Source organism: Tessaracoccus pujii (assembly GCF_055326215.1).
Window position 1 is genome coordinate 39,702 of record NZ_JBUZNP010000006.1, and the last position, 18,791, is coordinate 58,492.

The 18,791-nt window shown below is 67.8% G+C and carries 14 protein-coding genes; 8 read left to right on the forward strand and 6 right to left on the reverse strand.

Annotated features, from left to right (window positions below; translation table 11 throughout):
* Positions 1-9: 9 nt before the first annotated feature.
* Positions 10-870 (forward strand): exodeoxyribonuclease III, encoded by an 861-nt coding sequence (locus tag ACZK5N_RS09945; RefSeq protein ID WP_463624841.1) that lies wholly within the window; start codon positions 10-12, stop codon positions 868-870.
* A gap of 35 nt (positions 871-905) precedes the next feature.
* Here ACZK5N_RS09945 and ACZK5N_RS09950 read toward each other — a convergent pair whose 3' ends face one another.
* From ACZK5N_RS09950 to ACZK5N_RS09960, 3 genes are all read right to left on the reverse strand, one after another.
* Positions 906-1,754 carry a carbohydrate ABC transporter permease gene (locus ACZK5N_RS09950; RefSeq protein ID WP_463624842.1) on the reverse strand — a complete coding sequence of 283 codons (849 nt, stop codon included), beginning with the start codon at positions 1,752-1,754 and terminating at the stop codon, positions 906-908.
* A gap of 62 nt (positions 1,755-1,816) precedes the next feature.
* Positions 1,817-2,713: a carbohydrate ABC transporter permease gene (locus ACZK5N_RS09955; protein WP_463624934.1), complete on the reverse strand. Its 897-nt coding sequence runs from the start codon at positions 2,711-2,713 to the stop codon at positions 1,817-1,819.
* Between the two features lie 80 nt (positions 2,714-2,793).
* Positions 2,794-4,107, reverse strand: coding sequence for an extracellular solute-binding protein (locus tag ACZK5N_RS09960; RefSeq protein ID WP_463624843.1), 1,314 nt, complete (start codon positions 4,105-4,107; stop codon positions 2,794-2,796).
* Positions 4,108-4,425: 318 nt separating this feature from the next.
* Here ACZK5N_RS09960 and ACZK5N_RS09965 point away from each other — a divergent pair, with 318 nt between their 5' ends.
* Genes ACZK5N_RS09965 through ACZK5N_RS09980 form a run of 4 tightly spaced genes read left to right on the forward strand, consistent with a single transcriptional unit; the run spans position 4,426 to position 10,727 of the window.
* Positions 4,426-5,181 (forward strand): DeoR/GlpR family DNA-binding transcription regulator, encoded by a 756-nt coding sequence (locus tag ACZK5N_RS09965; protein WP_463624844.1) that lies wholly within the window; start codon positions 4,426-4,428, stop codon positions 5,179-5,181.
* Positions 5,178-6,572, forward strand: a complete 1,395-nt coding sequence (locus ACZK5N_RS09970) for a 6-phospho-beta-glucosidase (RefSeq protein WP_463624845.1) — start codon at positions 5,178-5,180, stop codon at positions 6,570-6,572. The genes ACZK5N_RS09965 and ACZK5N_RS09970 overlap by 4 nt, the downstream gene beginning before the upstream one ends.
* On the forward strand, positions 6,565-9,708 hold the full coding sequence (locus ACZK5N_RS09975) for an alpha-mannosidase (protein WP_463624846.1): 3,144 nt from the start codon (positions 6,565-6,567) through the stop codon (positions 9,706-9,708). Before ACZK5N_RS09970 ends, ACZK5N_RS09975 begins: the two co-directional genes overlap by 8 nt.
* On the forward strand, positions 9,705-10,727 hold the full coding sequence (locus ACZK5N_RS09980) for an alkaline phosphatase family protein (RefSeq protein WP_463624847.1): 1,023 nt from the start codon (positions 9,705-9,707) through the stop codon (positions 10,725-10,727). The genes ACZK5N_RS09975 and ACZK5N_RS09980 overlap by 4 nt, the downstream gene beginning before the upstream one ends.
* A 4-nt stretch (positions 10,728-10,731) precedes the next feature.
* On the opposite strand, the gene ACZK5N_RS09985 is transcribed toward ACZK5N_RS09980, so the two are convergent.
* Both ACZK5N_RS09985 and ACZK5N_RS09990 read right to left on the reverse strand, forming a co-directional pair.
* On the reverse strand, positions 10,732-12,120 hold the full coding sequence (locus tag ACZK5N_RS09985; RefSeq protein WP_463624848.1) for a metallophosphoesterase family protein: 1,389 nt from the start codon (positions 12,118-12,120) through the stop codon (positions 10,732-10,734).
* Positions 12,117-13,100, reverse strand: coding sequence for a carbohydrate kinase family protein (locus tag ACZK5N_RS09990; RefSeq protein WP_463624849.1), 984 nt, complete (start codon positions 13,098-13,100; stop codon positions 12,117-12,119). The genes ACZK5N_RS09985 and ACZK5N_RS09990 overlap by 4 nt, the downstream gene beginning before the upstream one ends.
* A 189-nt stretch (positions 13,101-13,289) precedes the next feature.
* Between ACZK5N_RS09990 and ACZK5N_RS09995 the strand changes: the two genes are divergently transcribed.
* Genes ACZK5N_RS09995 through ACZK5N_RS10005 form a run of 3 tightly spaced genes read left to right on the forward strand, consistent with a single transcriptional unit; the run spans position 13,290 to position 16,773 of the window.
* The gene (locus tag ACZK5N_RS09995; protein ID WP_463624850.1) at positions 13,290-13,958 is read left to right on the forward strand and encodes an HAD family hydrolase; all 669 of its coding nucleotides are present in this window, start codon (positions 13,290-13,292) and stop codon (positions 13,956-13,958) included.
* Positions 13,955-15,499: a beta-N-acetylhexosaminidase gene (locus ACZK5N_RS10000; protein WP_463624851.1), complete on the forward strand. Its 1,545-nt coding sequence runs from the start codon at positions 13,955-13,957 to the stop codon at positions 15,497-15,499. The genes ACZK5N_RS09995 and ACZK5N_RS10000 overlap by 4 nt, the downstream gene beginning before the upstream one ends.
* Entirely contained in the window at positions 15,496-16,773 is a 1,278-nt protein-coding gene (locus ACZK5N_RS10005) for a glycoside hydrolase family 125 protein (protein ID WP_463624852.1), read from the forward strand. The genes ACZK5N_RS10000 and ACZK5N_RS10005 overlap by 4 nt, the downstream gene beginning before the upstream one ends.
* A gap of 159 nt (positions 16,774-16,932) precedes the next feature.
* On the opposite strand, the gene ACZK5N_RS10010 is transcribed toward ACZK5N_RS10005, so the two are convergent.
* Complete coding sequence (locus ACZK5N_RS10010) at positions 16,933-18,750, reverse strand: phosphoenolpyruvate carboxykinase (GTP) (RefSeq protein WP_463624853.1); 1,818 nt, start codon at positions 18,748-18,750, stop codon at positions 16,933-16,935.
* Between the last annotated feature and the right edge of the window lie 41 nt (positions 18,751-18,791).

The window sequence follows — 18,791 nt, forward strand, 5'->3', positions numbered from 1 at the left end:
CTCGCGGGGGTGAGGATCGCCACCTGGAACGTCAACTCCGCCAAGCAACGGCTGCCGCGGCTGCTGCCTTGGCTCGTGGAGCGCCGACCCGACGTCGTCTGCCTCCAGGAGACCAAGCTGACCGACGCTGCCTTCTCGGACCTGTTCACCGGCCCCCTGCTCGAGCTCGGCTACGAGGCGGCGCATCATGGGGCCGGCGGTTTCAACGGGGTGGCGCTCCTGTCCAGGGTCGGCTTGTCCGAGGTCGAGCGCAACTTCCCCGGCCAACCGGACTACGTGGGTGCGGCGGAGGCCCGAGCCATCAGCGCCACCTGCGGCGGGGTACGGGTCCACAGCCTCTACGTCCCGAACGGGCGCGAGGTGGCCTCGGACCACTACGCCTACAAGCTCGACTGGCTCGACGCGCTCGCCGCGGCCGTTGCAGCGGGGCCTGCGGAGGTCGCGCTGTGCGGGGACATGAACGTCGCGCCCGCTGACGCCGACGTGTTCAACCCTGCGGCCTACGTCGGCCACACCCACGTCACGGCGCCTGAGCGCGAGCGGATCGCCGCCTTCGGTCTGGTCGACGTCGTCCGCGCGCGCTGGCCCGAACACGACCGCCTGTTCTCGTACTGGGACTATCGCGCCGGAATGTTCCACCAGGATCTGGGCATGCGGATCGACCTTGTACTGGCGTCGAGGCCGGTGGCCGACCGTGTCAAAGCCGCGTGGGTGGACCGCGCCGCCCGCAAGGGCAAGCTCCCGAGCGATCACGCCCCCGTCATCGTGGACCTGGACGAAGCCCCCGACGGCGACATCGGCCCCGTCGTGCCCCCGCCGTCGAACCCCAAGCGGGGCGGACGGACGAGGCTGCCGCAGTCGCGGGAATGACCGGCCCCGGTTCAACGGCCGTGCTGCACTGGGACCTAGCCCTTGACCGCCCCTTCCGTAATGCCGGAAATGAACTGCTTGGCCCCGATCATGAAAATCACGAGCAGCGGAATGACCGCAATGAGCGAGGAGGCCATGAGCATGCCGTAGTCGGTCCCATGCGCCGTGTTGAGCTGGCTCAGCGCCACTTGCAGCGTGAGCTTGGCCGGGTCGTTCAGGACGATCAACGGCCACATGAACTCGTTCCACGAGCCGATGAACGTGAACATGCCGAGGAACGCCAGCGCCGGGCGGATGGTAGGCAAGCAGACGTGGATGTACTGCCGCCAGAACCCGCACCCGTCGATCGTGGCAGCCTCCATCAGGTCCTTCGGGATGGCGGAGGTGGCGTACTGCCGCAACCAGAAGACGCCGAACGCGCTCGCCAGTGACGGGAAGATCAGCGCTTTCAGGTCCCCCACCCATCCGAGCCAGCTCATCACCAGGAACTGCGTGATGGTGGCGAGTTGGGCGGGCAGCAGGAAGGTTGCCAGCACGATGCCGAAGAGAAAGTTCTTGCCGGGGAAGTCGAACTTGGCGAACGCGAATGCGGCCAACGAAGCGATGAGGAGGACGAGGATCGTCACTGAGCTGGCGACGACGGCAGTGTTCGACATCGCTCCCCAAATGTTGATCTTCTCCATGATCGTGCCGACGTTCTCACCCATCCGGTCACCAGGGGTCAGCACCGGGGGGTACTCGTAGATGACCGCTGACGGGTGCGTGGACAACACGAACATCCAGTAGAACGGGAACAGTGAAACGAGACCACCCAGGATCAGGAGGACGTGTCGCACGAGGTCCCGCGGACGGACGCGAGGGCGGCGGCGGGGCGTGCGTCTCATGCCACCGCCAGTCTCGATGGCAGCACCGGCGAGGGCCGCCGGAACGGCTCTTGAGGACAGGCTCACGTCTCGCCCCTATCCTTACGCTCCCTCGTGACGATCCAGTTGATCGCCGAAAAGAAGATCACGATGACGAAGACCCCCCACGAGATAGCTGCCCCGTAGCCGAAGCGGTTCTCCTGAAAGGCCACGGCGTAGAAGTAGAGCACCATGGTCATGCCGGAGTTGCCCACCCCACCGGAGGAAGCCGCGCCCGAGGACATGGACGACGTGAGGACTTGCGCCTCTGTGAAGCTCTGCAGTGAGCCGATGGTCGACATCAGTGTGATGAACAAGACGATTGGGCGCAACTGGGGCAGAGTGACGTGAAAGAAGGTCTGCCAGCCGTTGGCACCGTCAAGTGCGGCGGCCTCGTACTGCGTCTTGTCGATGGCTTGGAGCCCGGCAAGGATCAGCAGCGAGTTGTACCCGACGAAGGACCAGACGGTCAACGCCGAGATGGCGACCTTGATGCCCCACTCGTTCTGGAGCCACGCGACGTTGTCGAAGCCGAGCAGGTTGGCGAGGGCGTTGGCGAGGCCGAACTGACTTGAGAAGAGGGAGCTGAAGAGAATGCCCATTGCCACCAGCGAAGTGACATTGGGGATGAGGTAGATCACTCGATAGGTCGTCGAGAAGCGCAGGGTGGAGTTCAGCATCAATGCCACCACCGTGGCCAGTACCAGCGTTGGGATGGTGGCCATCACCCACAGGATCAGCGTGTTCACCAACGCCTTGTAGAACAGGGGGTCCGTGACAAGGTACCCAAAGTTCTCGAAGCCGATGAAACTGATCCTGCCGAGCCCTGACCAGTTCGTGAAGGCCAGCACCATCGTGAAGAGCATCGGCATCGCGCCGAAGGCGAGGAAGAAGAAGAAGTAGGGGCCCACCGCCCCGTACAGCGGAAGGGCGTTGCGCACCCTCTGACGTGTGGACAGCGTCCGGTAGATCTCGATCGGCGGGGAGGTTGTCACCCCTCCCCGCCGCTTCGCGATTCGGCTCATTGCACCGTGAGGCCGACCTGCTTGGCGATCCGTTCGGCCGCGGCCACGGCGTCATCCCATGCCTGGTTGGGGTCCTTGCCGGACAACTCAACCAACTCCAGCTCCGCGAAGAACGGCGCGTTGACGGTGTTGGAGTTGGGATCTTCGTACAGGGGGCGGACGGTTTCTGCGGCGCGACCGAAGACCTCGCCTGCAACTTGACCACCGAGGAACTCGACGGGCCCAGACACCTCTGGCAGGGTGAACGCGGCCGGGGTGGCCGGGAAGTTGCCCTTGTCCTCGAACTCGAAGGCCTGATTCTGCGGGTTGAGCAGGAACTTGATGATTTCGAAGGAGGCGGCGGGGTCCGCAGCGCCCTCCGGGATGGTCAGGAAGGAGCCGCCGTTGTTGGTGGCGTCGCCTGGGTGCTCGGTTACGTGCCACTTGCCGGCGGTGGCCGGGGCGTCGACGATGAGGTCCGAGAGATGCCACGACGCACCGAAGTCAGCGGGAAGCTTGCCCTCGTTGACGGCGGCGGCGGAGTCCGCGGTGTTCGACTGCAGGGTGGCGACGATGCCGGCGTCCAGCGCACGCAGGGTGGTCTCCCACGCTCCACGGATGTGATCCTGGGCGCCGATGAAGACGCCCTTCTCGTCGACGAAGCCTTTGCCGCTCTGCTTCCAGACTGTGTCGAACAGGCCGGCGCCGTTGCGGATCAGGTACGTGTCGGGATCGTAGGAGATGAGCTTCTTGCCCAACTCGAAGTACTCGTCCCAAGTCCGGATGGCAGCCGCGACCTCCTCCGGCTCCCACGGCAGGCCGGCCTGCTCGAAGACATCGAAACGGTAGAAGAGGGCCGTCGGGCCGATGTCGATCGGGATGCCGAGCTGCTTGCCGTCGCCGGTGGTGGCTTGGGCCCACTTCCAGTCCAGATAGGTGGCCTTGATGTCGTTGGCGCCGACGGTGTTGAGGTCGACGAAGTAGTCCGCCTGACTCTTGAAGTAGGCGATGTCTTCGCCCTTCACGCCGGTGATGTCGGGCAACCCCGAGCCAGCGGTGAAGGTCGTAGTGAGCTTCTGCTTGGAATCACCACCGATGACGTCCTGGCGCAGCTTGTATTGCGGGAACTGGGCGGCCACCGCATCGAGCGCCTTCTTACCGAAGCCCTCTGGCCAGGTCCAGAGGATCAGGCTGGCCACGCCACCGGCGCCGCCTGAGGGATTGGTAGTTGCGTCGGGGGCCGCTGTCGAGCAGGCAGAAAGGCCGCCCAGGCCGAGCATGCCAAGGCTGGCCGCGCCGCCGGCGACGAGTGTGCGTCGGTGAATCAACATGTCGAACTCCTTCGTTCGGAACTTGTTCTGGTGCTGAAAGACTTTTTCCAGCATTCGTGCGACTGATCAAACTTGATCATGAGTGGGTCAAAACCGTGCGACAAGACCACCATTGAGCGGCGTGACGGTGCGGCCGGCCCGGCCGGCCCAGCCACGATCGGCTCACGGCAATTGCCCAGTCTTACGGTTGACACCAGCGTGATCCACCTCGATCTCTCTTACGGCCGCCAATCTAGCAGCCATCGGCGGCAGATGACAATCAATGATTGAATTGACTGAGTTTGAGCGAGTGGCGCTCCCGTGCGCTACTGTGTGGTGATGCTGAAGTCCGTGCGACATGATCAACTCCTGCAATTGCTGCAGGCGCAGGGCGCTGCCCCCATCCAGGACATCTCACGGCACCTCGGGGTCAGCGCAGCCACGGTGAGGCGCGATCTGGCCGAACTGGAGAGCAAGGCTCTCGTGGAGAGAACCTGGGGCGGCGTGAGGCTCGCGTCTCACGTGGATGATCCGTTCCAGGTGGCATTGGCCAGGGCGGGCGCCGGCAAGCTCCGCATCGGGGATGCGGCCGCGCACCTGATCCCGGAGGGGGCCACCATCATCCTGGACATCGGCACCACCGTCCATCACGTGGCCATGGGGCTGCGGGACAGGAGTGTGACAGTCCTCACCGCGTCGCTGCCCGCGTTCGAGGTTCTCCGGGCGGGTGGCCGGGCGGACATCATCCTTCTGGGGGGGCACTGGTCAGAGCAGTACCAGTGCTTTGACGGGGAACCGGTCATCGACGCGCTCGCGCACCAACAAGCCGACATCGCATTCATCGGCTGCTCCGGAGTCTCGGACACCGGCAGGGTCTGCGACACGTCCTACTCGCAGAACGGGATCAAGCGAGCCATCCGAGCGGCCTCCACCCGCGCCTACCTACTGGCGGACGCCGAGAAGTTCCCTGGCAAGGGCGGCAGTTCACCGTTCGGCGTTGACGAACTCGACGGCATAATCACCGACGCCTCCAAGTTGTCGGACCAACTCCTTGAGACGTGCACGGCTCACCAGACAGAGGTCCACTTCGTATGAAACTCACACTCATTGGCGGCGGCGGTTTCCGTGTCCCCTTGGTCTACAAGGCCTTGCTAGCCGACTCCGCACCAGGGGGCGTCACCGAGCTCCGGCTGCTGGACACCGACGCCGACCGACTGGCAGCCATCGCATCGGTGCTGGAGGAATTGAGCCACGGCGTGCCGGACGCCCCGCGGCTGGTCGTCACTCAGAACGTGGAGGCTGCGTTGTCGGGGACCGACTTCGTCTTCTCCGCCATCCGTGTCGGCGGCGCCCATGGTCGCGCCCTCGACGAGCAGATCGCGCTGCGCCACGGCCTCATCGGCCAAGAGACGGTCGGCGCGGGAGGTATCTCCTACGCTCTGCGCGGCATCCCGGCGGCGCTGGAGCTCGTGAAACATATCAAGCGATTCGCGCCGGACGCGTGGGTGATCAACTTCACCAACCCAGCCGGCGTGATCACCGAAGTGATGCAGCGCCACCTCGGGGACAAGGTCATCGGCATCTGCGACTCGCCCGTCGGACTCGCCCGGCGCATCATCGACACGCTCAAGGGAGCTGGCATCGTCGCCGCCGACGTACCAGCACCCGTGGCCGGCTCAGATCGGATCCGCCTCGAGTACGCCGGCCTCAACCACCTCGGCTGGCTGACCGGCCTGCGCGTCGACGGGAAGGACGTGCTGCCGCAACTATTGGCGCGCCCCGACCTCATCGAGAGCTTCGAGGAGGGCCGGCTCTTCGGCGCTCCCCTCATTCAGGCACTCGGAGCCGTGCCGAACGAGTATTTGCACTACTACTACTACCAGCGCGAGGACCTCGCGATCGACAAGTCGACGGTGGACACGCGCGGCGTGTTCCTCGAGGCTCAGCAGCGCCGCTTCTACAACTCGGTCCACAGGGTGTCCTCCGGTGTCCTCGACCTCTGGGAGAAGGTGCGCCTGGAGCGCGAGGAGACCTATATGGCCACCAACCGGGAGGCGGCCGGAAACTTCGAGCGTGACGCCTCGGACCTGGAGACGGGCGGCTACGACAGGGTGGCCCTGGCCATCATGCACGCGATTTCCGGCAACGAGCCGGCCGAACTGGTGCTCAACATCGCCAACCGCGGCCTCCTGCCCGACCTGGACGATGCAGCGGTCATCGAGGTCCCCTGCCGCGTGGATGGCACTGGGGTCACCCCACTGCCAGGAGCCACCCTTCCCGAACACGGCCGCGGCATGGTTGTCAACGCGAAGTACGTGGAGCGCCGGACCATCGACGCCGCCATCGAACACTCGCGCCAAGACGCGTTGCTCGCACTCAGCCATCACCCCCTCGTCGACTCGTTTCGGGTGGCCGGGGACCTGTTGGACGAGCTCATCGACAACTTCGACGAACTGAACTACCTCAAGGGGCCCGCCCGTGCATGACGACAGGTCCCTCGTGGAGGACCGGATCGAGAAGTTGCGGGAGCGAGTGTCCGCGCGAACCCACACGGTCATCGCCCCCCTCTCGGTCACGGCATGGCGCGCCCCGGGAGAACCGGTCGATTTCGAGGAGGCGCGAGGGGCCGACTACGTCGACTTCCCAACGGGCACCTGGTGGGGCCCGGCGTGGAGCACCTGGTGGCTCCGGGTTCAGGGGAAGCTCCCCGCCTTGCCGGCCGGCCAGCCACTCGAACTGCGCGTGGACCTCGGGTTCGTCGGCGACTGGGCCGGCAACCAGTCCGAGGGCATGGTCTTCACCTGGGCCGGCCGCCCTCTCAAGGCGGTCAACCCGATGAACCGTACGGTAGCCCTCAACTTCGGCGCACTGGCCGACTCGTGCGCCGAACAGTCCGAACCGCTCATCGGCGACGACGGCTCGATAAACCTCTACATCGAGGCGGCCGCAAACCCAGACCTGGCAGGGCTGATCGGCTCGGTGACCCAGTTGGGTGACCGCCTCACCGCCCCGGACGAGCCCGTGTGGTGCTTCCGGGGGGCCGACGTGGTCACGCGCCACGACGACGTTTGGGCGCTGGGCCTGGACCTGGAAATCCTCGACGGGCTCATGCGGCAATTGCCCGAGAACTCCACCCGTCGAGCGGTCATCCTCCGCGCCTTGGAGAAGGCGGCCGACGTCCTCGACTCCGGCGACATCGTCGCCAATGCTGCGCGTGCCCGAGAGGTGGTGGCACCGCTCATAGCGAGCCGCGCCAACTCGTCGGCCCAGCACATGACGGCTATCGGGCACGCCCATATCGACTCCGCATGGCTCTGGCCCATCCGCGAGACGAAGCGAAAGGTGCTGCGGACCTTCTCCAACGTGACGGCGCTGGCTGAGGAATACCCCGACTTCCACTTCGCCTGCACCTCGGCCCAGCACTACGAGTGGCTCAAGGAGGCCTCACCCGAGGTGTTCGAGCGGGTGCGTGACGCCATCGCGCGTGGTCAGTGGCACGTCGTGGGCGGCATGTGGGTGGAGTCAGACACCAACCTGCCTGGCGGTGAGGCCCTGGTGCGCCAGTTCACCTCCGGCCTTCGATGGATGCGTGACGAGCTGGGCGTGCGGCCCGATTGCCTCTGGCTACCCGACTCCTTCGGCTACACCGGCGCGCTGCCGCAGATCGCCCGCCTGGCGGGCATGAAGTGGTTCTTCACACAGAAGCTGTCCTGGAACCGGACCAACTCGCTGCCGCACCATACCTTTTGGTGGGAAGGCATCGACGGCACCCGCATCTGGACCCACTTCCCCCCAGTGGACTGCTACGACAGCATCGTCAGCCCCGAGGAGGTCATCCGCGCCGAGCACAACTTCAAAGAGAAGGGCCGCGCCAGGCACTCACTGCTGCCATTCGGCTACGGCGATGGTGGCGGCGGGCCGGTCCGTGAGATGGTGGAGCGAGTCCACCGCCTCCGCGACGTGGAGGACTCGCCGGTGGTGACCCTCGCCGGCCCGGACGCGTTCTACGAAGCTGCTCGCGCCGAATACCCGGATGCGCCCACCTGGGCGGGCGAGATGTATCTCGAGTTCCATCGCGGCGTCTACACGACACAGGTGGAGCTCAAGCAGGGGAATCGCCGCAGCGAGGCCCTGCTGGCCGCGATCGAGCTTGTGGCGAGCATGGCCGCACTCTCCCCGAACGGCTACAGCTACCCCCATGCGCGGCTCGAGCAGCTGTGGCGGCGGGTCCTGCTCCTGCAGTTCCATGACATCCTCCCCGGCAGCAGCACCTCGTGGGTCAATCGCGAGGCCGCCCAGGAGTACACCTCCCTCGCCGGCGACCTGGAGGATCTGCTCCGGGAGGCGTGGGAGGGGCTGAGCGCGGACGACACCTCCTCATCCGTGCTCAACGCCGCGCCGCTGGAACGCCGAAGTGTGGTGGAGGTGGACGGCCGGCTGCAGCTCGTGCACGTCCAGGGCCACGCCGCCGCGCCCCTGGCCGAGGTGGGCGTTACCCCCGAGCACCCCGTCGAGGCCCGCCGTCACGACGGCGCCATTGTCCTGGACAACGGGCTGGTGCGGGTGGAGATCGGCACCGACGGCACCGTCTCCGGGCTGCGCGACCTGGGCGCCGAGCGCGACGTCCTGATGCCCGGCGGCCGCGCGAATCTCCTGCGCCTGCACCCCGACCATCCCAGTGCCTTCGATGCCTGGGACCTCGAGGCCCAGTACAAGCATCAGGGAACCGACCTGGACCAGGCCGTCTCCGTCGAGCTCGTGGCACAGACCCCGCTGCGCGCGCGTGTGGAGGTGACCAGGGAGTTCGGCTCGTCCCGCGCGGTCCAGACGATCAGCCTGGACGCCGACTCGCGCACGGTCGCCTTCGAGGTCTGGGTGGACTGGCGCGAGCGGGAACACGTCCTGAGGGTGGGGTTCCCGCTCGCGATCCGCGCCTCACGGACCGCCGCGGAAATTCAGTTTGGCCACGTCGAACGTCCGATCCCCGTCAACACGTCCTGGGACGCCGCCCGCTTCGAGACCAGCGGCCACCGCTGGCTGCTGCTCTCCGAGCCGGGCTACGGCGTCGCCCTCGCCAACGACTCCAGCCACGGCCACGACGTCACCCCGGCCGGGGGATCGTCGACCTCGCCCACCTCGGGTGTGAACGCCGGTCTCACCCTGCTGCGATCGCCCCAGTCTCCGGATCCGACGGCGGACCTGGGCGAACACACGATGCGCTACAGCCTCACCGTGGACGCCGACCCGACGGCGGCCTACGCGTCCGGACTGGCCTTGAACCAGCCGCTGCGGGTGCTGCCCGGGACGGTTCACCTGGAGCCGTTCACCCGCATCAGCAGCGCCGGACGGGGCGGTCAGGCGGTCGTCGACGCCGTCAAGGCTGCCTTCGACGGCTCCGGCGACATCGTCGTGCGGCTACACGAGTCGTCCGGCGCCCACAGCCGGGTGCAGCTCCGGGTGAACCTGGCCGCCGCTGGCGTCGCGGAGGTGGACCTGCTCGAGGACGCCGTCGACGAGCCCACCCAAACCCTCCCTCAGGGGGAGGTGGCCGCAGGCCAGTCGCTCCAGCTCACTCTGCGCCCATTCCAGATCCTCACGCTCCGGTTCCGGAACAGCCCATGAAGCTGTTGCTGATCTGCCTCGACGGCGTGCGCGCGGACCTGGCCCTGCCGGATGCAGTGGCCGCGAACCCTCTGTTCGGGGCTCCCGACCATGTCGCCGATCCGCGGTTCGCCGCCGACGGGGCCGATCACACCGTATCGCTGGGCGAGGCTCTGGCGTTCGGTCGCATCGCGCCGACGCTGGCCCGACTTGCCGCCGGGGATGAGCAGTCTGAGGGGGCGGTCATTCCGATGTGGATGACCCCGCCCACCGACTCCGGGCCTGGGTGGGCCTCCATCCTCACGGGTTCCACGCACGAGGAATGCCACGTCTGGTGGAACGAGTTCGTCGGTCACCACCTCGCCAAGCGGCCGGACGTGCTCTCACGGGTGTACTTCGCCAACCCAGCCGCACGCACCCTGGCGGCAGCCACCTGGGATGCATTCACGGCGGCTTCAGGGCCGGGCCCTATCATCCACCAGCGTACCGACCAGCAGCGCACCGGCCAGCACAAGCTCTTCCAACCGGACCTCTCCAGGGGCGTGCACGTGGCCGATTCGGAAGTGGCTCAGTGGGCGGCGTGGCACCTGCTGCATGAGGGGCCCGACGCCGCCGTCGTCTACTTCGAGGGCGCCGATGCGGTGGGGCATCGCCACGGTGCGCACTCCCAGCAGTATCGCGAGGCCATCAACCGGGTCGATGAACTGACCCGGCACCTGGTGAAGGCCGTTTCCGAGCGGCACGAGCTGCTGGGCGAGGATTGGCTGATCGCGGTCACCACCGACCATGGGCACAAGCCCGAGGGCGGCCACGGCGAGGACGAGGTGGAAGTTCGCCGGAGTTTCCTCGTCACGCATCGGGTGGGTGGACGGTTGCCGGACCCCCTGACCGAGGCGACTGCCCTGCGTAGCCACCAGGTGATGGACCTCCTGCTGTCCGCCATCGGGGTCCATCAGGGGCGGATGGACGCCGTCGGCGTGGGCGAGCTCCGCGACATCGACTCAGTGGGTCCCACCCGCGACCCCCGATTCGAGTGGTAGGGGCTCAGGCCCAGAACCGGACCCGCGTCACCACGCCGTCAAACTCGTCGCAGTACCGCCCCGCATATTCACCGGCGCCCACGCGCCAGCGCCACGGGCCGGGCACGAGGCGACGTCCCAGGTGCGGGTCCACTCGCCCTACCGCGTCCCCGTCGATCCACATGCCCGCCGCGTCCGGGTCGTTGGACAGGACCACCTCCACGTGGGCGGCTAGGGCGACCTCGTGCGACGTGGCCCACGTCTCGCCGCCGTCGACGAAGGCCTGCCAGCCGACGAAATTCTCCGTCGAGAGGCTCAGCGCCGCCAACGGCTCAGGTGAACCTCCCGGCGCCTGACCCAGCCGGGCCAGGAGGACCCGCCAGTCCCGGCTCGGGGCCGCGGATAGCGTCGCCTCCACGGCGAGGACGAAGCGTTCCGCCACCGGCGTCTCGAACTCGACCGGTCCGTCGGGGGTGATCTCGACGGCGAGGCCGAGCCCGTCAGCCTGCCACGGGGAGGGTCGGCCGCCGAGAGCAGGCGGCAGCCGGAACGTGAACTGATCCTCAGCCCCGGACAGGGCCAGTGCCCGGCGGGCGGCGGTGCTCCCGAGCACTTCTGCGAGCCCGAGGGCCGGACAGAGCGAGATGACTCGACACTCGCCGCGGGCGGGGTCGAACTCGTAGATGCGGGCTGCGCCGGCTCCACCGAAGGGCAGCTGCTGGTAGTTGACGGCGTGGTACTCGCGCCCGGCAGCGGTGACGCGGGTGCTGGGCCATTGGTGGCCCCCGAGGACGAGGAAGACTTGAGGCTGCGGTTCCAGTAACCCCTGAACCAGGAGGCCATGCGGGGTGAGGGTGCCGTCCTTCGCCACATCGTGGCTGACCACAACGGTGGGGGTGGTCGAGTGGCAGGTCAATATGCGACTGGCCCAGTCCAGGCCCTCCGCCCCGGACCGCCAGTACAGGGCGAGGACTCCGATCGTCGAGCCATCGGGCAGCGACACCAGTCGCCACGACGAGTAACCGCCCGGCCCGTGCTCGACTGGGGCGCCCAGGTGTGCCCCCCTGAGGAGCGCGCATCCCGGACCGAAGGTCTTCAGGAACGGCGTGGGGCCGCGGGTGTCGTCGGATTGGTGCGCCACGTCGTGGTTGCCTGTGGCGATCGTCATCGCGGGCTTTCCGAGCCGCGCTGCGCCGTGAGCGAGGGCCTCGAGTGCCATGGCGCACTCCCCGGGCCAGCCGTGCTCGGTAACGTCGCCGACGTGGATGACGTGCCTCACCGAGGCGATGGCGCCGCTGGCTTGCAGGGCTGCAACCCCGTCGAAGGTGGCGGCCAGCAGCGCCGGGTTGGTGCGCACCCCGTCGAAGAGGTACTGGGTGTCCCCGACGACGAGGAAGGCGAAGCGTTCGGTCACGGCCGTGCCGCCGCACGGAACACGTCGCGGAGGAACACCAGGCGCGGATCCGACGTGCGTGACTCGGCGCGGGCCAGCAACTGCCCTGGGGTGAGGGGGTTGGCCGCCCCGCCGGGCAGCTCTATGGTGCTCGCCCCGATGAACGCGGCCACGTCCAGGCGTTGCGCGAGCGTCAGTCCCGGGATCTGGCTGGCAAAGATAAACGCTGCCAGGGTGGTGTCCCCAGCCCCGGTAGTGCTCAGCGGTTCGACGGGGAAGCTCGCTGCACGCGCCTCCTCGCCCTTGGCGCCGTCGACCGCCACCATTCCGTGCGCCCCCAGCGTGACGATGACCAGCGGCACGCGGGCCGTCAGCATCCGCGCAGCGGCGACCGGGTCCTCCTGTCCCGTGAAGGCACGCGCCTCGAGCTGGTTGAGCATCCACACGTCGCAGCCAGCCACTGCGGCCAGCGCGCCTTCGCCCCACTCGCCGGTGGGGTCGAAGCCGCGTGAGGCGAAGACGGTGGTACCGCGTTCCCTTGCGCGCTGGAGCCACGGCGCGGCCGGGTCGCGCATGTCCACGACGATCGCGGCCACCTGGGGGTCCTCGTCGTCGAGGTGCGCGGCGATCCCCCCAGGCGGGCTCTCCTCCACGGTCACCATGGCGCGGTCCCCGGACACGGAAAGCGCCACCGTCACCGGCAGGCGCCAGCCTGCGTGACGGACGGTGAGCGTGGTGTCGATGCCCTGAGTGGCCATATCCCGCAGGAGAGCCTCGCTGATGTCATCGTCCCCGATCGCGGTACACAATCCGGTCTCCAGGCCCAGTGCTCGGCAGACCCTGGCCATCGTGGCAATGCCTCCCCAGGTCTCGTGAAGGGCTGCCGCGTAGTTCTCCTCGCCGAGCCGGGGCAGGGCGGACATCCCGGTCAACACGAGGTCGCGATAGGTCATCCCCACCGCCAGGACCTGGGCAGGTGTGTGCAATCGGGGGGCGGTCACCAGTACTCCTCGCTTTCGACGTCGCCATTATGCGCAGAATTGCGTGAACTTGTTCAACTTCGTCACGCTTTAATCATCTGCCTTGCTTGAGTTGCGCATGTTCGGCCGTTCGCAGCATATGATTCGTGCCGGGGGCGCCCATGCTCTGTCGGCCAACGCCCTTGCCTCCTCCGACACCGAGGTGATCCCATGACTTCCCGCTTTCCGTTCCGGCCTACGCAGCTGCCGCGTCGCGTGGCGGCCGTACTGTTCGACATGGACAACACCCTGGTTGACTCCGAGCGGGCCTGGGTCGCGGCCGCAGCGGACATCTGGACCGAGGCGGGCGGGGATCCCACGGGCAAGGGCGTCGTCGGGGGCACGCTTCAAGGGCTGGTCGACGAGTTCATCGGAGACTACCCGGATGCGGATGCTGTCGCGGTCAGCGAGCGGCTGATGGTGATGCTGGCCGGCCACCTCCGAACCGCACTGGCCCCCATGCCGGGCGCTCCACCCCTCCTCCGCAGGCTCAGCGCTCGGATGCCGATCACCATCGCCTCCAACTCGCCCTCCCAGATCGTCACGGACGTTGTGACCGCTTTGGGATGGGACGACCTGTTCACCGCCGCGCTGGGAACGGAGCACGTCGTTCACCCCAAGCCTGCACCGGACCTCTATCTGGCCGCCGCCGCGCAGTGCGGGGTAGACATCACCGACTGCGTCGTCTTCGAGGACTCCCCGCTCGGGGCCCAGGCCGGCCGGGCCGCGGGTGCCTTCGTCGTCACCGTCGGCAACATCTCTTCGGGGTTGGGGAACGTGAACGTGTCGTCGCTCGAGGATCCACTGGTTACCGCGTGGGAGCCAGAGGTGATCCGATGAGGCTCCTGCCCACGCCCAGCGCAGTCCAATGGAACGAGGGGGAGTTCCAGCTCACCGATCCGCTGCCCGTGCAGGGCGGGGGGCGGGCCGCGGACGTGCTGGCTGGCAGGCTCCTGGTGGCCGCCGGCATCCGCACCGTTGCCCGTGCCGGTGTCGGTGGTGTGCTCTTCGAGGCGGACACCTCCCTGGCATCGGAGGAGTATCGACTCACCGTCGACGCTGAAGGGGCGCGGATCTCCTCGGCCGACGATGCGGGTGCCGGCTGGGCGGTGCAGACCCTCCTGCAGCTGTTGCCGGCCGCGGTGCACGGTCCCGGCCCCATGGAAATCGCCGACCTTCGGGTGCCGTTCGTCACCATCACCGACAGGCCGAGACATCCGTGGCGCGGCTCGATGATCGACGTCGCCCGCCACTTCCTGCCGATCGACGGGCTGCTCAAGCACCTCGACCTGATGGCGATGCACAAGCTGAACGTCCTCCACCTCCACCTCACCGACGACCAGGGCTGGCGGCTCCCCGTGGCGAAGTACCCACTTCTGGCCGCAGTGGGGGGCTGGCGCCCCGGCACCATTCAGGGCCACCAGCCTCCGCCCGACGAGAATGACTGCGATGACTTCCCCCAGCACGACGGACGCCCGCACGGTGGCAGCTACACCGTCGAGGACATCGGCCTGCTGGTCCGCCGCGCCTCCCAGCTCGGAATCACGGTCGTGCCCGAGATCGACATGCCGGGGCACATGGAGGCCGCCATCGCCGCGTACCCTTGGCTCGGGGCCTGCGACCACGTGATCCATCCCCGCACCTGCTGGGGGATCTCCGAGCATGTGCTGCGGCTGGGCGAGCACCAGGTGCAGTTCTGCCGCGACGTGCTCGACGCCACGATGGAGCTCTTCCCCGGCTCCCCGATCCACATCGGCGGCGACGAGTGCCCGGGCTCCGAATGGCTGCTGGACCCCGTCTCACGAGAGACGATGGCCACCATCGGGGCCGACGACCCCGTTGCCGCGCAGGCGTGGTTCGAATCTGAGATCTGCGAGCACGTGACTGCCGCAGGGCGCAGGGTCGTCGCATGGGACGAGGTGCTCGAGGGTCACGTCCCCGAGGGGACGATCGTCATGGCCTGGCGGGACAGCCACGCCATCCGGCGCGCCGCCGAGCGTGGCCACGACGTCGTCGCCGCCCCCGCGGAGTACACCTATCTCGACCACGGCCAGTACCCGGGCGCCGATCAACCCCTGAGCATCGCGGGCCCAACGACGCTCGAGAAGGTCGCGGGGATGTCCAGCGAGTTGGACGAAGTCGTCTCCGACCTGCCGCAGCACGTGCTCGGCGGCCAGCTGCAACTGTGGACCGAGTACATCCGTACCTGGGCGCAGGCCGAGTACAGCCTGTGGCCGCGGGGCAGCTCGATTGCGCAGCAACTCTGGGCCGGCGGGCCAGCGGAGAGCGGAAGCATCCGCAGGCTCGGACCGCACCTGTCAAGGCTGACGGCCGCCGGCGCAAACTGGTGCCGGCCACCACTGGAGGAGGATCCGCGATGACCGTGGACACAGCGCATGGTCGGCCGCTCACGAATCCTGTCTCCGACGAGCTGCGGTCCGAGCTGCGGCTCTGGGCGTCACGGATCGCGGGAATGGTGGGGCAGGTGGCGGCCGACAGGTTCGAGCAACTCATGCTGGACACCTGGTGCACCACCATGAGCCCCACCGGCGACGGAGTGTTCGTGATCACCGGCGACATCCCCGCCATGTGGCTGCGTGACTCTTCCGCGCAGGCGCTCCCGTTCCTCCGCCTGGTCAACGTGCCCCAGGTGGCCGAGACGCTGCGCGGGATCGTGCGGGAGCAGTGGCGCTGCATCGCGCGCGATCCCTACGCCAACGCCTTCAACGCCGACGACTCGGGCGCGCACTTCGACGACGACGACTTGGACCTTCACCCAGGGGTCTGGGAACGCAAGTACGAGATCGACTCGCTGGCGTTTCCCGTCCAACTGGCCCATCACCTGTGGCGGGCCACCGGTGACCCGGCTCATCTCGACGGCCTCGTGCACCAGGGATGCCGCGGCATCGTCGACCTCTGGCGCAGAGAGCAGCGTCACGTCGAGCTGTCGGAATACCGCCACGTGCGCCCTTCCGAGCCCAGCGACACGCTCGGGGACGACGGACGCGGGACACCCGTCGCCGTCACCGGCATGACGTGGAGCGGCTTCCGACCCTCCGACGACGCCTGCGTCCACGGCTACAACATCCCTGCGCAACTGATGGCCGTGAAGACGCTTCGGCTGATGACCGAGTTCGCGGGTGTGTGGGGCGACGAGGCCCTCAACCGTGACGCGCGGGAGCTTGAGCGGCAGATCTGCGCAGGCGTCGAGCGGTTCGGCATGGTGGGCGATCGGTTCACCTACGAGGTCGACGGGCTGGGGGCCCAGCTGTGTATGGATGACGCGAACATGCCCTCATTGCTGTCGTTGCCGCTGGTCAGCGACGTAAGCGCCGACGACCCACGCTATGTGGCGACGCGGAGTTGGGTCCTGAGCGACCGTAACCCGTTCTTCTACAAGGGGAAGTTCGCGCAGGGGGTGGGCAGCCCACACACACCCGAGGGTCACGTCTGGCACATCGCGCTCGCGGTACAGGGTCTGACCGGAACCCCCGCGGAGGCGCACGCCTGCCTCGAGACGATCCTGGCCACCGACGGCGGCACCGGGTGGACGCATGAGAGCTTCGACCCGGATGACCCGACCACGTTCACCCGGCCCTGGTTCAGCTGGTCCAACGCCATGGCATGTGAGCTCATGATGACGCTGGCCGGGTAGCCCCCCGACGAAGCGCGTCGGTACCGGATGCGCGACTTCCGCAAGGCTGCGGCCACGAGCTGGGAGACCGTGAAGGCGCTCGGCTCAGCCAGCCGAGAATTGGTATGCCGCGGCCAACGACGTTGGGACGACGCTCACGCCGTCCCAACGTCGCAACCGTCAGAGGCGGGAGCGGAACTCCTCGTGCTGACGAATCACCGCATCCGGCACCTTGGCGCCCATCCGGGCAAGGAACACGTCGGTGTCGTCGGCCTCAGCGCTCAGCGCCTCAGGATCGATCGCGAACAGGGCCGCCCAGTCCTCATGGCTCACGCCCGCGGCGGCGTAGTCGATGGAACCCTCCACCGGCACCAGACCGAACGGCGACTCCACGGCGTCCGTCGTCCCCTCGATGCGCTCGGTGATCCACGCGAGGGCGCGGGAGTTCTCCGAGAACCCGGGCCACAGGAAGCGGCCGTCCTCGCCGCGGCGGAACCAGTTCACCTGGAAGATCAGCGGGGCGTTCGCCGTCTGGTTGAGCTTCTCGCCCACGTTCAGCCAGTGCTGCCAGTGATCGGCCATGTGCGTGCCGGAGAAGGGCAGCATCGCGAACGGGTCGCGGCGGAGTTCGCCCAGGGTTCCCTCGGCGGCGGCGGTCCGCTCGGAGGCGAGCGTCGCACCCATGTAGACGCCGTGCTCCCAGTCCCGGGCCTGCGCCACGAGCGGGACGTTGGTGGCGCGGCGCCCGCCGAAGATGATGGCGTCGATGGGCACGCCCGCCGGGTCGTCCCAGGTGTCCGCGATCGACGGGCAGAGATGGGCGGCCACGGTGAAGCGCGAGTTGGGGTGCGCCGCCGGGGTCTCCGATTCGGGCGTCCAGTCGCGGCCCTGCCAGTCGGTTAGGTGCGACGGCGCCTCGTCGGTCAGGCCCTCCCACCAGACGTCGCCGTCGTCGGTCAGGGCGACGTTGGTGAAGACGGTGTCACCCTCGATGGTCGCGATGGCCGTGGGATTGGTGGCATGGCCGGTCCCGGGCGCCACGCCGAAGAAGCCGGCCTCCGGGTTGATGGCACGCAGGCGGCCGTCCGGACCCTGAGCCATCCAGGCGATGTCGTCGCCGATGGTCTCGACCGTCCACCCAGGGATGGACGGACGCAGCATCGCGAAATTCGTCTTGCCGCACGCGCTGGGGAACCCGGCGGCCACGTGGAAGGAGCGACCCTCGGGGTTCGTCGCCTTCAGCAGCAGCATGTGGGCGGCCAGCCAGCCCTCCCCCTCGCCGATCTTGGAGGCGATGCGCAGCGCGAACCCCTTCTTGGCGAGGATGGCGTTGCCGCCGTAGGCCGAGCCGTAGGACCAGATCTCGCGGCTCTCCGGGTAGTGGACGATGTATTTGGTCTCGTTGCACGGCCACACGACGTCCTGCTCCCCGGGCAGCAGCGGCGCGCCGACGGAGTGGACCGCCGGAACCCACTCGGTGTGGGGACCGATCTGCGCCAGGGCGTCGGCCCCCATCCGGGTCATGATGCCGGTGCTGATCACCACGTACGGCGAGTCCGTGACCTGGACGCCCAAGCGAGCGAGCGGGCTGCCCACGGGCCCCATCGAGAACGGCACGACGTACATGGTGCGTCCCCGCATGGCCCCCTGGAACAGGCCGCCGAGCGTCTCGCGCATCTCCGACGGCGGGGCCCAGTTGTTGGTGGGGCCGGCGTCGTCCTCATGCTCGGAGCAGATGAACGTGCGCGATTCGACCCGGGCCACGTCGCTCGGGTTGGAACGGGCCAGGTAGCTGTTGGGGCGCTTGGCGGGGTTGAGCTTGATGAGCGTGCCGGCGGCGACCGACTCGTCGAGCATGCGCTGGCGCTCATCCGCAGAGCCGTCGCACCAGACAATGCGATCCGGCTGGGTCAGCTCGGCGATCGAGTCCACCCAGTCGACGATGCGGGAATCGGCGTTGTCGGGTGCGTGACGGGTGAGAGTGGCGGTGGCGGTCATGAGATTCTCCAACCTTGTGGGGTGTCGCTTCGGTGCGGGAT

What these genes read in the sequence shown, in the direction of transcription:
- ACZK5N_RS09970 (WP_463624845.1), top strand. Translation starts at nt 5,178, where the DNA reads ATGAAACTCACACTCATTGGCGGCGGCGGTTTCCGTGTCCCCTTGGTC.
- ACZK5N_RS09950 (WP_463624842.1), bottom strand. Translation starts at nt 1,754, where the DNA reads ATGAGACGCACGCCCCGCCGCCGCCCTCGCGTCCGTCCGCGGGACCTC.
- ACZK5N_RS09995 (WP_463624850.1), top strand. Translation starts at nt 13,290, where the DNA reads ATGACTTCCCGCTTTCCGTTCCGGCCTACGCAGCTGCCGCGTCGCGTG.
- ACZK5N_RS10010 (WP_463624853.1), bottom strand. Translation starts at nt 18,750, where the DNA reads ATGACCGCCACCGCCACTCTCACCCGTCACGCACCCGACAACGCCGAT.
- ACZK5N_RS09965 (WP_463624844.1), top strand. Translation starts at nt 4,426, where the DNA reads ATGCTGAAGTCCGTGCGACATGATCAACTCCTGCAATTGCTGCAGGCG.
- ACZK5N_RS10005 (WP_463624852.1), top strand. Translation starts at nt 15,496, where the DNA reads ATGACCGTGGACACAGCGCATGGTCGGCCGCTCACGAATCCTGTCTCC.
- ACZK5N_RS09980 (WP_463624847.1), top strand. Translation starts at nt 9,705, where the DNA reads ATGAAGCTGTTGCTGATCTGCCTCGACGGCGTGCGCGCGGACCTGGCC.
- ACZK5N_RS10000 (WP_463624851.1), top strand. Translation starts at nt 13,955, where the DNA reads ATGAGGCTCCTGCCCACGCCCAGCGCAGTCCAATGGAACGAGGGGGAG.
- ACZK5N_RS09960 (WP_463624843.1), bottom strand. Translation starts at nt 4,107, where the DNA reads ATGTTGATTCACCGACGCACACTCGTCGCCGGCGGCGCGGCCAGCCTT.